We start from the raw sequence: 14,118 nt of genomic DNA, 5'->3' as shown, positions 1-14,118 counted from the left end.
AGATTAAATGACAAAAAAACTCACGTATCTGGCGTCTCATGTTTAATTTTTTGCACTATGTGCACCTTATGTCTTTATAAAACTTCTAGGTTTTTACCTAATATAAGCTAAAATGCGCTTATAAAGCATTTAAAACATAAAAAAACGCCAACTTAAAAAATGGATAGTGAATAACTAGCTACCCTAGGGTTTCTTTTGCCTTTTTTTCTGTTTAGTAAATTTCTTAATGTTTATAATTTAGATTAGTTGCGGCTTAAAAGCAACTGAATCGCGGTTATTAAACGTTTAGAATAAAAAAACGCCATACTTGAAAGTATAATGTAAGTAATTAGCCAACCACGGGGCTTCTTTTGCCTTTTTTTTCGTTTGGCAAATTTTTTAACATTTATAGCTAAACGACAACCGTCATCCCGCTACTTGTTAGCGGGATCTAGAGATACCGCGAATGAATCGCGGTATGACGGTTCGCGGTGGCATGACGTAGAATTTTATACTCACCAACTCAGTATTCCAACCTGGATTGTATCTTATCGGTAAAAAAGAAGAGCTATTTTAGGAAGTTTTTATAGGACTAAAACCAAAGAAAACTTGCATATAAGTTTATCAAGATGTAAAATTAAAGTTATTTTAAAAGAATAGGTTAATTATGAATCTTGTAACAAAATCTGCTATCGATTTTACTGCTTCATCTGTTCTCTCTGACGGAGAAATTGTTGATGATTTCTGTCTGAGTAAGCGCATAAAAAATAAGTATGCTGTCCTTTTTTTCTATCCACTTGATTTTACTTTTGTTTGCCCAACTGAATTGATATCGCTCAATAATAGAATAAATGAGTTTGCAAAGCGTGGTGTTGAAGTGATAGGAATAAGTGTAGATTCAAAATTTTCACATTATAAATGGCGAAACACTCCAGTTAATGATGGTGGTATTGGAGAGATTAGCTACACTTTAGTGTCTGATATCAAAAAGTCTATATCAAGAGACTATGGGGTCTTATATGATGACTCAATTGCGCTGAGAGCAACTTTTGTTATTGATGATAAATTTATTGTACGTCATCAATCGATAAATGATTTGCCTTTAGGGCGTAATATCGATGAATTCGTTAGAATCGTTGATGCAATTAAACATAATGAGGAGCATGGTGAAGTATGTCCAGCAGGGTGGAAGAAAGGTAAGCCAGCAATGCAGGCAAGCGATGAAGGAGTAGCTGATTATCTAAACTCATACAGTGAAGAATTATAAATTTAGTACAAAAGTTCTTATTATTGGATCTGGGGCAGCGGGTTATGCTGCCGCTATATATGCAGCACGTGCAAACTTAGAGCCAATTGTAGTAACGGGAATGCAGCCTGGTGGTCAGCTTACAATTACTACAGATGTTGAAAACTATCCTGGTTTTGTTTCAATACAGGGTCCAGAACTAATGGAGCAAATGAGGTTTCATGCAGAAAAGGTTGGAGCAAAAATAATAGATGATGAGATAAAAAGCGTTGAACAACTTGAGGACTTTAATGAGTATAGATTTAGATCTTCTGGTAATATCAATGACTACTATTCAGATGCAATTATCATTGCATCTGGTGCGCAAGCGAAGTGGCTTGGTTTAGAAAGTGAAAAGAAATTTCAGGGTTATGGGGTTTCAGCTTGTGCGACTTGCGATGGTGCATTTTTTAGGAATAAAGTTGTAGTTGTGATTGGTGGTGGAAACACTGCTGTTGAAGAAGCAATATTTTTAACTCGATTTGCCAAAGAAGTGATATTAATACACAGGCGTGATAAATTAAGAGCGGAAAAAGTAATGCAAGATAGGCTCTTTAAAAATGATAAAATAAAAGTAATGTGGAACCATACCATAGAGCAGATTCTTGGAGAAGAAAATCCAAAAAGGGTTGCTGGTATTGCGATTAAATCAGCAGAGATCGATAAAACCCAAGAATTAAAAGTGGATGGAGTGTTCATTGCAATCGGGCATGCACCAAATACGGGTATTTTTAAAGGCTTTGTTGAAATGGATGAGCAGGGTTACATCATTACAAAACCTGGAACAACTTTAACTAGTAGGGCAGGAGTGTTTGCTGCAGGTGATGTTCAAGATAAGGTATATCGTCAGGCAGTAGTTGCAGCAGGAACAGGATGCATGGCTGCGCTTGATGCAGAAAAGTTTTTAGAGTCGTAGTTAATTCTAGGATTTTGAATAAATCGCTTGCAATTTTCCTTTTCTTTTTCATAATTATATTAGTAAATTATTAGGTAGGTTTAATATGCTTTATGGAGGGGATGGGATAAATACTAATGGTTATAGATATAATCAGACAACTTCAAGACAGCTCGATGAACCAACACAAAAGTTATTTAAGGCTATTGATAACGAAAACCCGGAAGCTTTTAAACAAGCTCTGAAAGAAGGTGCGGATGTTAATGCGTTTGATAAGGAGGGCATGACACCTTTGATGTCTATTGTCAATGTCTGCGCTGTCAGCGGTGATGGACAGGCTACGTTAGAGAAAATGGCTAAATTGCTTATACAAAACAGAAGTATCAATATTAATGCTCAGAGTAAGCAATCTGTGTCTACAACACGGACGAGATATGATCCTAGTACACAAAGTGAAATATCAGAATTTATAACAACATCTAATATGCGCAAAGACACAGCTTTACATATTGCTTGTCAAGTTGGGGCTAAAGATGTGGTAAAAATATTGCTCACGCACCCAGATATAAAAACTGATATCAAAAATTATGAATATAAAAGCCCTGAAGATTGTATTGCAAGAGGATTTGAGCGCGTAATAAAATTAGAATTTAAAAAAGCACAAAAAGCAAACGAGTTGTTAGGTGCTCTTTCTAGCAGAAACATTTACCAAGCGAAAAGACCATTAAATCAAGAGTTTAACCCTAATTGCTGGAAAAGAAGCCGAAATGAAGAAATAGAAACGCCGCTTAGCTTAATTATTCAATCATGTTTACAAGGAATAACATCAGATAACAAAGAAGTATTGACAAAACTTTTAAAACATAAAGAGCTAGATTTTAGTCAAATAAAGCCAATACAAGCTATAGAGCAAGATTCGTGGGTGAAGCAAATAATTGAACAAGCCATTACAGAGCGATTAACCGCTACTATTAATAAAAAAGATTTAGATGATGTAAAAAAATTAGTAGAAGATAATTGCTTCATGAGTCATGCAATTGTTACTGCTGCATTGAGGGGTGTTAATAATCCAATCGAATCTATTACAAATTATCTAAATGAAAAATTTCCTGCAAATACATTACAACCTTTGGCAAGTACGAATGATATACCGGTAGGTTCTGAGCAAGTTGTACAAGAACTTAAAGGTGAACTTGAAAGAACGAAAGCTCAACTCATAGAAAAAGAACGAGAGCTGGATAGGGTCGTACGCGAAAGAACGAGAGGCATTAACAAAATTTCACAGTTAGAAGAAGATTTAAGGCAGGAAAAATCGGCTCAAAAAACAAAAATCAATGATCTAAATAGTGAAGTAACTCGACTTAATAGAATTGTGTATGGAAGAGCAAGCGACACTGTCGAAATTTCACGATTAAAAAGAGATTTGAAACAAGTAAGGGAAGAAAGAGATAGGCTTTCATCAGAAAATAGACTGCTCCGTAGTAATAAAAACGAAAAATCCTCGCAAGCAATTTCTTCTGGTAGAAAACTGAGCAACTACGCTTCTGCATGTTTTATATTGCTTGGAGTATATACTGTTGTTGCATGTTTAGTAATAGAAGATTATCCAGGGATAATAAGTGCTTTCTTTACAGCAGTTGCACTGGCTTTTTTTTTATTAGGATGTTGTAGTTTATATAAAGCAAACACAATACTTAGTGATGTTGAAAGCACTCAGCTTGGTGGTTTAGAACGAAGTTAAAGTTTTGATTTCTTCTCCAGGCCCTGCTGAAAATTTTTGTACATGTTAAAAACATCTTGATAATTGAGGTGAGTGTAAATTTGAGTAGTTTCCAGGCTTGAGTGACCAAGCAGTTGTTGTATTGATCTTATGTCAATATCTTCCTGAAGCAAATGAGTAGCAAAACTATGGCGAAATGCATGTGGAGATAAAATTTCTGGTAAATTTAACATTCTCCTTATTTTTTGCAAACGATTGGCCACATAAGTTCTTCCCAATTTTTTTCTTCTTACTCCCAAAAAAAGATATTGTGTTTCATTATTAGTGCCAAGATAAGGACAGGCTTTTACATATTCTTGTATACACTTTTTTACTACCGGAAGAATGAATACCTGCCTTTGTTTATCTCCCTTACCTGTTACTATTAAACTTTCATTGTTAATATCACTAACCCTAAGGTTCAACGCTTCGCTGATTCTTAAGCCTGTACTATATAGCAGGACGATAATCGCAATTTCTCTTTTTACCACCCAAGATTCGCCCAGATCGGATAGTTTCATTTCTTTCAATAAAGTTTTTATATCAGGTATTGATAATGCTTTGGGCAAAGTTCTTCTCTGAATTGGCCTTGATAAGGAAAATACAGCTTCATTGTCTATATTGTGGTTATTTTTTATGTACTTGAAGAAATTTCTGATTACTGAGAGTGCTCGAGTGTTGGATCTTGCGTTTACACCTCTTGCGTAACGAGAGGTAAGCCAACTTCTTAACTCAGGTACGCTCAATTTTTCCAAAGTGCCGACATTTACTTCTCCACCAATGTGAGTATTTAGGAAACTTATAAGATCCTTCAAGTCCCTCATGTATGACTCTAAAGTGTTTGGTGAATAAGATCTGTTGCACCTCAGCCACTCATACCATTTTTCAATGATTGAACCGAGGTCCACAATTATTTTTTAAAGAAAGCATCGATGCACGCATCTCGAAAGGCTTCATTTATATCAGGATGAGAGTGACAAATTCTGTATATATCCTCTGCTGCTGCGCTATATGCCATTGCAACTGCTGCTTCGTTGATTAGCGTATCAGCGTATGCTCCTATGATATGCACACCTAGTATTGTATCTGCTCTGCTACAAGTCAGCACTTTCACGAATCCTTCAGCATCATCAGTGATTTTTGCTCTGCCGTTTGCAGCAAATTGACATTTACCAACTTTGTACTTACGGCCAGCATTTTTGAGTTCCTCTTCGGTTTTACCAATCGAAGAAACCGCAGGGTGAGTGTAAATGACAGATGGTATGATTCCATAATCAACGTGAGGTGACTGTCCTGCTATTATCTCTGCAACTGCCACTCCTTCTTCCTCTGCTTTATGAGCAAGCATTGCTCCACCGATCACATCACCAATAGCAAATATTCCTTTCACATTAGTTTCATATCTGTTGTTAACTTGAACGAAACCGCGATTATCTTTTTCTATTTTTTCATCAATACCAAGATTCTCAGTGCATGGTTTGCGTCCTGCTGCCACCAATACCTTATCCGCCTCTATAGTGTTTGTTTGATTATCTTTTACAGAGCAAACTTTCACACTCAAAGAATTACTACTTTGTTTTATCTCCTCAACTTTAGTGCTAAGTAAAAATTTTATTCCTTGTTTTTGTAGACTAGAAAGTAGAGACTTACTTAATTCTCCATCCATTGCTGCAGCGATTCTGTCAAAAAATTCTACTACAGTGACTTCAGACCCTAGCCTCCTCCATACAGAAGACATTTCAAGCCCTATTGCCCCGGCTCCGATTACGACAAGTTTTTTTGGTACTTCAGTTAAAGATAATGCACCAGTTGATGAAATAATACTTTTCTCATCGATATTAATTCCTGGCAAAGAAATAACGTCAGAACCGGTTGCAATTACTATATTTTTTGTCTTCAGCACCTTACCTTCAACTGAAACTTCAAGATTACCTTGGTCAAAAGAAGCAAGCCCATTGATTTTAGTGATTTTGTGAAGGTTAAACAGATATTCTATACCTTTTCCAAGTTCCTGAACTCTGGCGTCCTTATAGCCTAGCATTTCTTTTAAATCGAAACTTGCATCCTTAATTTTTATGCCAAGCTTCGACAGATCATTTTTCGTGTGAGCATACTGATAGGAAGAATGAAGTAGTGCTTTGGAAGGTATGCATCCAACTCGCAAGCATGTACCACCAAAAATGCTATTTTTATCTATGCAGGCAACTTTCAATCCAAGTTTTGCAGCAGCGATAGCACACTTATAGCCTCCTGGGCCACCACCTATAACAATTAAATCATAATCAGTCATAAAAAACAAACCTATTTTCTAAAGAATAAACACCTTTTCCCTCAGTTGTTACATATATCTTATTGCGAGTAAACACTGGAGTGTGAAACACATTACCAGGTACTTTGACTACCTTTCCTGCACTTTCAGATCCCGGAAAAGCAAACATTGAACCTTTATTGCTTGTCACCCACAGTGTATGGGCATGCATAATTGGAGCAAACAATTGCGTATTTTCTATTAAATCAGATGCCCAGACTGTTTCTCCATTTTTTATATCCAGGCCAATTATTTTATCGTCTTTAGTAACTATAAAAATTCTTCCGCCTTCTTTTTGTTTCTCTGCAGGAATAAGAGGACTATAATATGACTCAATGTCTGATACACTTTTTACTTGCAGTGACTTTGACCGTAAAATATTTCCTGATTTCACGTCAATGCTATAAATATAAGAATTATTTGTAGCTATTAAAGTATCGCCAAGCACTCTCGGTGTAGTAGTTACATCTGTGAGCTGTGTATCCAAAAGGTTTGTAGCCAATTTTTGGCTCCACAATTTTTTACCGTCTTCATTAAAAGCTATTAACTCACCATTTGAAAATGGTGCTATTATTTTATCATTAGAAATTGCTGGCGATATGGAATACAAACCTCGAACCTCATTGATGCCGTTTTGATAAGTCCAAACGAAGCTGCCATCTTTTATATCAAACACGTACAGATAATTATCAATAGTCAATACTACCAATTTATTGTTTATTACTGCTGCTTTCCCTCTTACTGGAGCTCTCAATTCTTTTTCCCACTGAATCTCGCCGGTTTTTGCATCTATTGTGTGTAGAACGTTATCCACTATAAAGAAAACGTTTCCTCTGTGACGCAATAGGCTCATGTTACTAATTTTTTTTCTGTGTGAGAGGTGTAATTTCCAATTCATAGCCTTTGAGTTATCAATATCAAAGGAATATAAAGCGCCGTGCTTGTCTGATAAAATAACGCTATCTTCTGTAAGCACTGGAGCTACATATCCTTGAGATAGTTTTTTATCCACTAGACTTATTCTCTCGCTTGCCATTGTGTAACTGCTACACAATAACATTATCATGACAATTATTACTTTCATTATTTATTGAAAACAAGATTCATTAATATACATCTTAAGAACCTTAATTACAACGGAAATGTTCTTGCTGCATGTTAAAAACGTTGATTTATGAACGAAATATTATATTATTATGTGAGATAATGTATACTCTTAGAGGTAGTACACCTCATCCACTATGCGGCAACGTGCATAGCTGTACGAACATTGAGATATAAAAGTAATTTATACCAAGAAGAAAGATGTCATCCAAATAGCCTCTTTTCCTGTCATCCCAGTGCTTGACACTGGGATGGCTCTGTTGCATCGCAACTGAAAAAATCTGGTGGCTACTGACAAAATTCATTATAAAATAGCCATTTAACCGCTTAAGGAAAAATATGCCACAAAAAATGAGAGTTAGTAACTGCCATGAATATAACAAATTTCTAGAAAAAAGAGGAAATATTTTTCGTTACATCGATAAAGCTATCGAAAATTGGTATGAAAATAGTCCAAAAATGCAGGGCGGCAACTATATTTATAGTGATAAAGTTGTGATTTTAGTGCATATAATCGTTAATCTTTTTAGAATTGGCTTAAGACAAACAGTCGGGTTTATAAAAGGATATTTGCAACAAATAGGAAGAGATTTAGCAGTTATCAGCTATTCGCAAGCTTCAAAAAAAACTTAATATTAAGATCAATGATTGCAGAATTGATAAAAATAATATGGAAGATATCGAAATTGCCATAGATAGCACAAGCATCAGCATTTATAACAACACACAGCAAGGAAAATAGCGCTGACAGAAAATATCGTGGTTATGAACAGACAAGAAAATTGCATGTAATGTTGAATATAAACAGCAAAAAAGCCATAGCTGCAAAATACAGTAACGGTCTGATCACTATGGAGCTTGCGATTTACTTAAAGGAGTTAATTTTCAGCATGCCATAAAAGCACTATATGCAGACAGAGCATATGACAGACATAAACTCTATAAATTGTGTGATGAATGCGGCATAAAGACAAAAATTCCTCCAAAAAAACAATGCAGCAGAGCATCCAAAGTATGGCAGAGAGAAATGCTGCAATTAGACTAATAAAGTCATACAGCGAAGATGGAATGAAGAGGTGGAAAAGGCAAACAAACTACGGAAAAAGATCTTATGTAGAAAGTTTTTTCTCGCGACTGAAACAAACATTCGGGTTTAATTTTCGGAACAAATCTGAAATTAATCGTGGGAAGGAACTGCTACTCAAGTGTTATTTGCTTAATCAATTTACTGACATTGGTATGGCTAAATTTGAAATGGCTACATGAATTTATCGTAAATTACCACCGCATAGTTGTAACATTGTACCATATTACAATGTTCGTACAGTTGTGTGCGCGACCGGGGGTTTTATACTATTCTAGAAGTAACATACGGAAAAGGGGGGATTCGAACCCCCGACATATTTTCATATGTGCACGCTTTCCAAGCGTGTGCTTTAGACCACTCAGCCACCTTTCCATGCTTATTCATAATATTGAAAATTGTACTGCTAAACAATATAAAAACCTGGTATATAGGGTTCACCACGAAAATTCACAGTATTGTTAAACTTGCTTCTGCAAGTTGGAAATGTTTTATCGCAACCTGCGAGTATTGAATATTTATCTCCAGCAAAAATTTGGTATGGAGGCGAAGTAAACAACGTAACTACTTTATTTTTATATTCTTTTACTACACTTTCAAACGCTATTGAGCCAAAGAATTTTACTACTCCGTGCTTATAATATTCATCACTCTCAGTTAAATTCGTGTCTTCAAATCTTCTTTCGTCTATTACTTTAGTGATTGTACTTATTTTACTAAATTTTTTAGTATCGGCTTTACATTTATCATCGCAAAATTGTGCTCTGCATGCAGGAGAGTATAATTCTGCTATGCTTCTCTCAAGCTTTGCTGAAAGCCCTCTAATTTCAACAATAAATCTTCCACTACTTAATGTCACTTTACCAAAAATTCCTGAATGTAGATTCATTGTTCCCTGGGTCAAGTCTTTATAATTCACAAGAAATATTTCAATATTTGCAAAGTCGTACTTTCCTGATAAAACATCTTCTTCTTTAATATCAGCACTATTTAATATCCCTTCAATTTCTAGATTATCAGTTTTCAAATCGCTGTTTAATATTATACTACTGGCTGTAAATCCACTTGAAGATTTATAGAGTATATTATCAATATTTAAATCTTCATCATAGTCAGTGAATCCCATTACTTCTCCACCTGCGAGCTTTAATTTCCAGCACGTAGCGGTGGTAAGTAATTCTCCAGCTAAATGATTTTTTAGTGTGGTTTGCATAGGGGCCTCCTGCTTAATTGATTAAATTTGAAAGTAGCTATACGGCCAGTAGAATAAGGGCAGTGTGTTCTTTTCTCATCATCTAAGTAGCCATAAAGCGTCATTCCGGTGACCATAGGGTGTCATTCCAGTGCTTGACACTGGAATCCAGGAAATTTTGCTTGTAAGTAAGCAAACTGATTTGGTGAGCATAAAAAGTGGCTGATCTTATGCTGAATAAACGCTTTTGATGAAGTTGCATGGAAAGCTGGATCCCAGTGTCTGGGCACTGGGATGACATCCTTCTTGGTGGAGTGTCCTCAAATCACAATGTTCGTACAGTTGTGTGTCACGCACTGGGATGACAGGAGAGAGGACACCATATGTTTATTTGATCGACAAATAAACACTAACAGACAAGAATACACCACAGTTAACTGTGGTGTGTACTGGCTGGTTAGAAAGAAAACTTCACACCAGTAAGAAGGAGAATTCCTTGGTTAGAAGGTACATCAGCATCAGACTCATCTTTCAGCTTACCTGTTTCGTTAGTCATAAAATAATGGAGAGCTGCGTAAGGAACAAATTTGCTCTTACTGCATGCAGGAGACAGATCATATTGAACGCCAAGTGCACCATCATGAAGCATATCTTTGTCATTCATTCTGCTGCCAAAATACGTCAAACTTGTGTAGATATTCTCATGTTGATACCCAGCTCCTACAGTCCAATACATGGTATCTATACTATCTTTACCAAATTGAGCTTTCAGCCCTTCCACTCTTTTGCCATCAGTAGCATCTTTACTATCAATTTCCGTGTAGGTATCACCAATTAATTTTTTAATACCCTTCGGTTGACCAGATTTGCCCAAGTATGCAAAAGAGGCAGCAAACTTTACGCCTTGATCTTCATTAATCTTATAATCAGCGCTTACACCAAAATTAACACCCATCAGGTCATTATACTCCACAAATTCCTTATAAAGATGCTTATCTTTACTTGGTTGCTTTGGAAAGCCATATTCACCAACTGCAGAAGTTTTAACTTTTATGTTATGTTTATCAAAGTCATATTCATATGATGCACCAGCACTTACTATGTGCTCATAGTCTGGGCCGACATGCTTTATCGTTTCCTTATGTTCTATCTTACCGCCTTTATCTTCTGAAACTGTTTCTTTTACAGTAAACAAACCACTATCATAACGAGGTGAGTAGCTGATACCAAATCTTGCGCCCATATAATTTGGTGAGTAGTAAGCAACTCTAAATGGCAGTGTAGTCATAACGCCTTTGTTATATTTCCCTGCCATGCGGAAAGAGAATTTTTCACTTTCACTCGAAAAACTTTCAGTGTAAAGACGTGGTGTTACATAAAATGGAAAGCTAGCAGCGCTTCCTTCTAAGTTCACTTTTCTGAACCAGTCACTATCTGCAGCTCCGTCAACAGTCGCAATTCTTGTTGCATCAAGCCTCATCAGAGCCTCAGGACCAAATTGGTAACCAAGCTTCACGTCACCATATTTTGAGTTAACAAACACATGCGCACTTCTGCCTTTTGCAGCATAAACACCCTGTGAAGCTCCCTTACCTTCGGTCACTGGAACATGAAACTGCACGTCAGCACCATAAAGAAGACCTAAATCTTCATTCTTATTTTCTGCTCTGAGGTGCAATATTGCATCAGCAATCATACCCATATCGTTGCTGTAATCACCAATATTTCCTATTCCTTCATAGAATATTGGATTTGCTCCTCTTGTTATATCTGGAGTGGCATTATAATACTCTGTAGATCTGTTTGGCATAACGTTATAACGTTTATAATCTGCGCCACTTGGTCCAGCTTTGCCATAACCTTGAGCATCAACAACACCACCAAAAGTTATTCTTAAATTACTTTGCCCTTGATTGGTATCGATAATATCAACTCCACCAACTGAAACAACAGGACTTGCCTTACCTTTTTCCTCTGTATTTTTGTTAACAACTTTTATATCCTTCTTTACATCTTTAGCTTCAACTTTAGCATTCTTAGTTTTAGAACGCTTAGTTTTTGAAACTTTACCTTTTTCTATATTAGAATTCTTAGCGTTTAGAGCTTTCGCTTTTGAATCCTCTATAAGCTTTGCTTTTTTCTCATTTGCTAGCCTGATCTCCTCTTTTTTCTTCTGCTCGGCTGCTAATCTTAGCTCCTCTTTTTTCTTAAGCTCTTCAGCTTTTTTTCTTGGATCAGCATTACATATTCTGTCCATCTTTTCTTTCAGTTTTTTATTTGATGTTTTCATAACTTCCACTTTTCCAGAAGTTTTTGTGCTCTCTTGCTTTTTTATTTCCTTCATACTCTCATCAGGAAAGTCAGCTGCAAAACTGCTGAAAGAACATAAAGTTAATAAAGAAACTAGAGCAGTTCTAGTATACATAGACTTTTTCATGAAGTGCCCCCAAAAAATTTCGAAATCATATCTTAAATGTAAATAGTATAAAAATGTTGAAAATTCAACTTAAAGCAACCTTATAACGAAAATAAAAGTAAAATGCAATACCTTAAAAGCAACTTTCTTAATATGCTCAACGTGTATATTAACCAAAATTTAGTACAGAGGTTCGCTTGTTAGTGCATTATAACTCGACTATTTATTCTATGGAAGTAAAATTTTTCCACCACAAGTTATTTGCCATTCTTCTTTAAATTTCTTTAGGTATTCTTTTTTTTCGCACTCTAAAAGTAGCTCTTCCACACTTTTGTTGTAGCTTTCAGTAGTAATCCTTCCCTGATGATGCATGAACCTTAAGTAAATCAAATAAGTGTTAATTACATCTGTTTCACAATAATCTCGAATCTCTTGTATCTTGCCGCTATCGTATAAGTCCATAACTTGTGACCCATCAACTCCAATCTTACCAGGAAGATTAAATGCTGCACAAACTTCGTTCATTTTTACTCTCGCAGAAGCTCCAAAATCAGAGAGGGATTCAAGCAAATCACAATGCCAATCACTGCTATATCTCTGATTGTAACTATTCCACTTATCGCCAGCTTTATGAAAATATTCTGCTTGAATGCCATGGACCATAGCACGATACTTCAGCACTGGTATATCAAAAGTGCGTCCGTTGAACGAAACTAATCTTGGCTTTTTCTCTGATATGTAGTTAAAAAATCCTTTCACTAGCTCCTTTTCACTGGAATTTAGTGTGCCTCCAGATCTTATTTCTTGCAGTGTGAACACCTCATAACCACTCTGGTAGCTTATATTGCAAAGTAAAAAACTAATAACTACAACAAGGTGAAAAGGCTGACGCAGAAAAGAGTTTTGCCCGTTTGTTATTTCAAGATGATATTTTGTTAATGCATCCCTCTTCTCTTCTACACTACTATCATCACTAATATTGAGTAAATTTTTGCAGGAATTTACATCTGGTATAGTTTCAATATCAAATACCAATAAAGAATTAAGCATTGCCTATATACTCCTCCGGACGGTCGATCCAAGGTCGCACTTTCACAAATAAAAAGAGGTGTACCTTGCACTCAAATAATTTTTCTAGTTCAGCACGCGCTTCGATATTAATTTTTTTAATATTACTGCCATCTTTTCCTAGTACTATTTTTTTATGACTATCTTTCAACACAAATATGATCTGTTTGATGACTAAACTCTTATCTTTTTTTTCCTCAAATTGTTCAGTTATAACAGCTGTAGAGTATGGCAATTCTTCACGCAAGTTCAAGAATAATTTTTCTCTCGTAATTTCTGCTGATAAAAAATTTGTCGAGGAATCGGTTATTTGATCTTCTTCATAAAACCAGGGGCTCACCGATGCAACTTCAGACAAGTAATTCATCAAATCAGAAAGTCCATCATTCTTTAATGCTGATATCATAAAAACCTTTTCAAATTTATAAAGCAAATTCAGATGCTCATGCGCCATCTTTAATTCAGGCCTTTTTACCAAATCAGTTTTATTGATAACCAAAATGCATCTGCCTTTTGTGCGCTGCAGCCGCATAAATATAGTCTTAATTCTTTCTATATTTTTCAAATAATTGCTTACATCAACAAGCAACAAAGTGATGTCACTATCCTTAACTGCCGACCATGCAGATTTGACTAAAGCTTTTTCAAGTTTTGTTTCTGCTGAGAAAATTCCTGGGGAGTCAGTAAAGACAATTTGTGTGTTGTTGCATGTTGCAACACCCCTTATTTGCGTCCTTGTTGTTTGCACTTTAGGGGTGACAATTGCAATTTTCTTGCCTATGATGCTGTTAATTAATGTAGACTTCCCAGCATTTGGTAAGCCAGCTATGGTTACAAATAAGCATTTTTGTTCTTTCACAAAGAAAATTATAAAGAAAACTGAATGCCCGCGTCAAGCTACTTATATGACAAGAAGGATGACAGAACCCTTTTTGGTTAGCATGCAAAAAGGAAAAAAACTTATTCTACAAATTAAAAATACAATATACTCAAAAACTTTTCAGAAAATCCATAGGAGGGTTTGCTAA

General features: G+C 35.8%; 13 protein-coding genes and 1 tRNA gene. 6 read left to right on the top strand and 8 right to left on the bottom strand.

The features are described 5' to 3' along the window. Window positions 1-646 precede the first annotated feature (646 nt). From ABL518_RS05705 to ABL518_RS05695, 3 genes are all read left to right on the top strand, one after another. Window positions 647-1,246 carry a peroxiredoxin gene (locus ABL518_RS05705; protein ID WP_012673206.1) on the top strand — a complete coding sequence of 200 codons (600 nt, stop codon included), beginning with the start codon at window positions 647-649 and terminating at the stop codon, window positions 1,244-1,246. Then, window positions 1,233-2,180, top strand: coding sequence for a thioredoxin-disulfide reductase (gene trxB / locus ABL518_RS05700; RefSeq protein WP_010082462.1), 948 nt, complete (start codon window positions 1,233-1,235; stop codon window positions 2,178-2,180). The genes ABL518_RS05705 and trxB overlap by 14 nt, the downstream gene beginning before the upstream one ends. Window positions 2,181-2,265: 85 nt before the next feature. Continuing rightward, entirely contained in the window at window positions 2,266-3,900 is a 1,635-nt protein-coding gene (locus tag ABL518_RS05695) for an ankyrin repeat domain-containing protein (protein ID WP_010082463.1), read from the top strand. Here the strand turns inward: ABL518_RS05695 and ABL518_RS05690 are convergent. From ABL518_RS05690 to ABL518_RS05680, 3 genes are read right to left on the bottom strand one after another with little or no spacing between them, the layout of a single operon-like run. Then, window positions 3,897-4,826 (bottom strand): tyrosine recombinase XerC, encoded by a 930-nt coding sequence (locus tag ABL518_RS05690; RefSeq protein ID WP_095742746.1) that lies wholly within the window; start codon window positions 4,824-4,826, stop codon window positions 3,897-3,899. The genes ABL518_RS05695 and ABL518_RS05690 overlap by 4 nt on opposite strands. 2 nt (window positions 4,827-4,828) lie before the next feature. Then, window positions 4,829-6,208, bottom strand: a complete 1,380-nt coding sequence (gene lpdA, locus ABL518_RS05685; protein ID WP_010082459.1) for a dihydrolipoyl dehydrogenase — start codon at window positions 6,206-6,208, stop codon at window positions 4,829-4,831. Then, window positions 6,201-7,310, bottom strand: coding sequence for a PQQ-like beta-propeller repeat protein (locus tag ABL518_RS05680; protein ID WP_010082460.1), 1,110 nt, complete (start codon window positions 7,308-7,310; stop codon window positions 6,201-6,203). The genes lpdA and ABL518_RS05680 overlap by 8 nt, the downstream gene beginning before the upstream one ends. Window positions 7,311-7,669: 359 nt before the next feature. Here ABL518_RS05680 and ABL518_RS05675 point away from each other — a divergent pair, with 359 nt between their 5' ends. The 3 genes from ABL518_RS05675 to ABL518_RS05665 all read left to right on the top strand — a co-directional run bounded on the left by ABL518_RS05675 (window position 7,670) and on the right by ABL518_RS05665 (window position 8,596). After that, complete coding sequence (locus ABL518_RS05675) at window positions 7,670-7,963, top strand: transposase (RefSeq protein WP_080717625.1); 294 nt, start codon at window positions 7,670-7,672, stop codon at window positions 7,961-7,963. Between the two features lie 262 nt (window positions 7,964-8,225). Then, window positions 8,226-8,375 (top strand): hypothetical protein, encoded by a 150-nt coding sequence (locus ABL518_RS05670; RefSeq protein WP_285520262.1) that lies wholly within the window; start codon window positions 8,226-8,228, stop codon window positions 8,373-8,375. Beyond that, window positions 8,345-8,596, top strand: coding sequence for a hypothetical protein (locus ABL518_RS05665; protein ID WP_022626339.1), 252 nt, complete (start codon window positions 8,345-8,347; stop codon window positions 8,594-8,596). The genes ABL518_RS05670 and ABL518_RS05665 overlap by 31 nt, the downstream gene beginning before the upstream one ends. A gap of 106 nt (window positions 8,597-8,702) precedes the next feature. Here ABL518_RS05665 and ABL518_RS05660 read toward each other — a convergent pair. The 5 genes from ABL518_RS05660 to era all read right to left on the bottom strand — a co-directional run bounded on the left by ABL518_RS05660 (window position 8,703) and on the right by era (window position 13,949). Next, window positions 8,703-8,789 (bottom strand) — tRNA-Ser (locus ABL518_RS05660). 31 nt (window positions 8,790-8,820) lie between these two features. Further along, window positions 8,821-9,627: a DUF2163 domain-containing protein gene (locus ABL518_RS05655; protein ID WP_010082481.1), complete on the bottom strand. Its 807-nt coding sequence runs from the start codon at window positions 9,625-9,627 to the stop codon at window positions 8,821-8,823. Between the two features lie 436 nt (window positions 9,628-10,063). Beyond that, complete coding sequence (locus tag ABL518_RS05650) at window positions 10,064-12,043, bottom strand: porin (RefSeq protein WP_010962806.1); 1,980 nt, start codon at window positions 12,041-12,043, stop codon at window positions 10,064-10,066. A 207-nt stretch (window positions 12,044-12,250) separates the two neighbouring features. After that, window positions 12,251-13,072, bottom strand: coding sequence for a 3'-5' exonuclease (locus ABL518_RS05645; RefSeq protein WP_006279435.1), 822 nt, complete (start codon window positions 13,070-13,072; stop codon window positions 12,251-12,253). Then, entirely contained in the window at window positions 13,065-13,949 is an 885-nt protein-coding gene (gene era / locus ABL518_RS05640) for a GTPase Era (protein WP_010082484.1), read from the bottom strand. Before era ends, ABL518_RS05645 begins: the two co-directional genes overlap by 8 nt. Window positions 13,950-14,118 lie beyond the last annotated feature (169 nt).

It is taken from the genome of Wolbachia endosymbiont of Drosophila willistoni (assembly GCF_040084705.1).
Taxonomy (GTDB): domain Bacteria; phylum Pseudomonadota; class Alphaproteobacteria; order Rickettsiales; family Anaplasmataceae; genus Wolbachia; species Wolbachia pipientis.
Note: the sequence above shows the minus strand (reverse complement) of the source record. Positions and strands in the feature narration are given on the sequence as shown.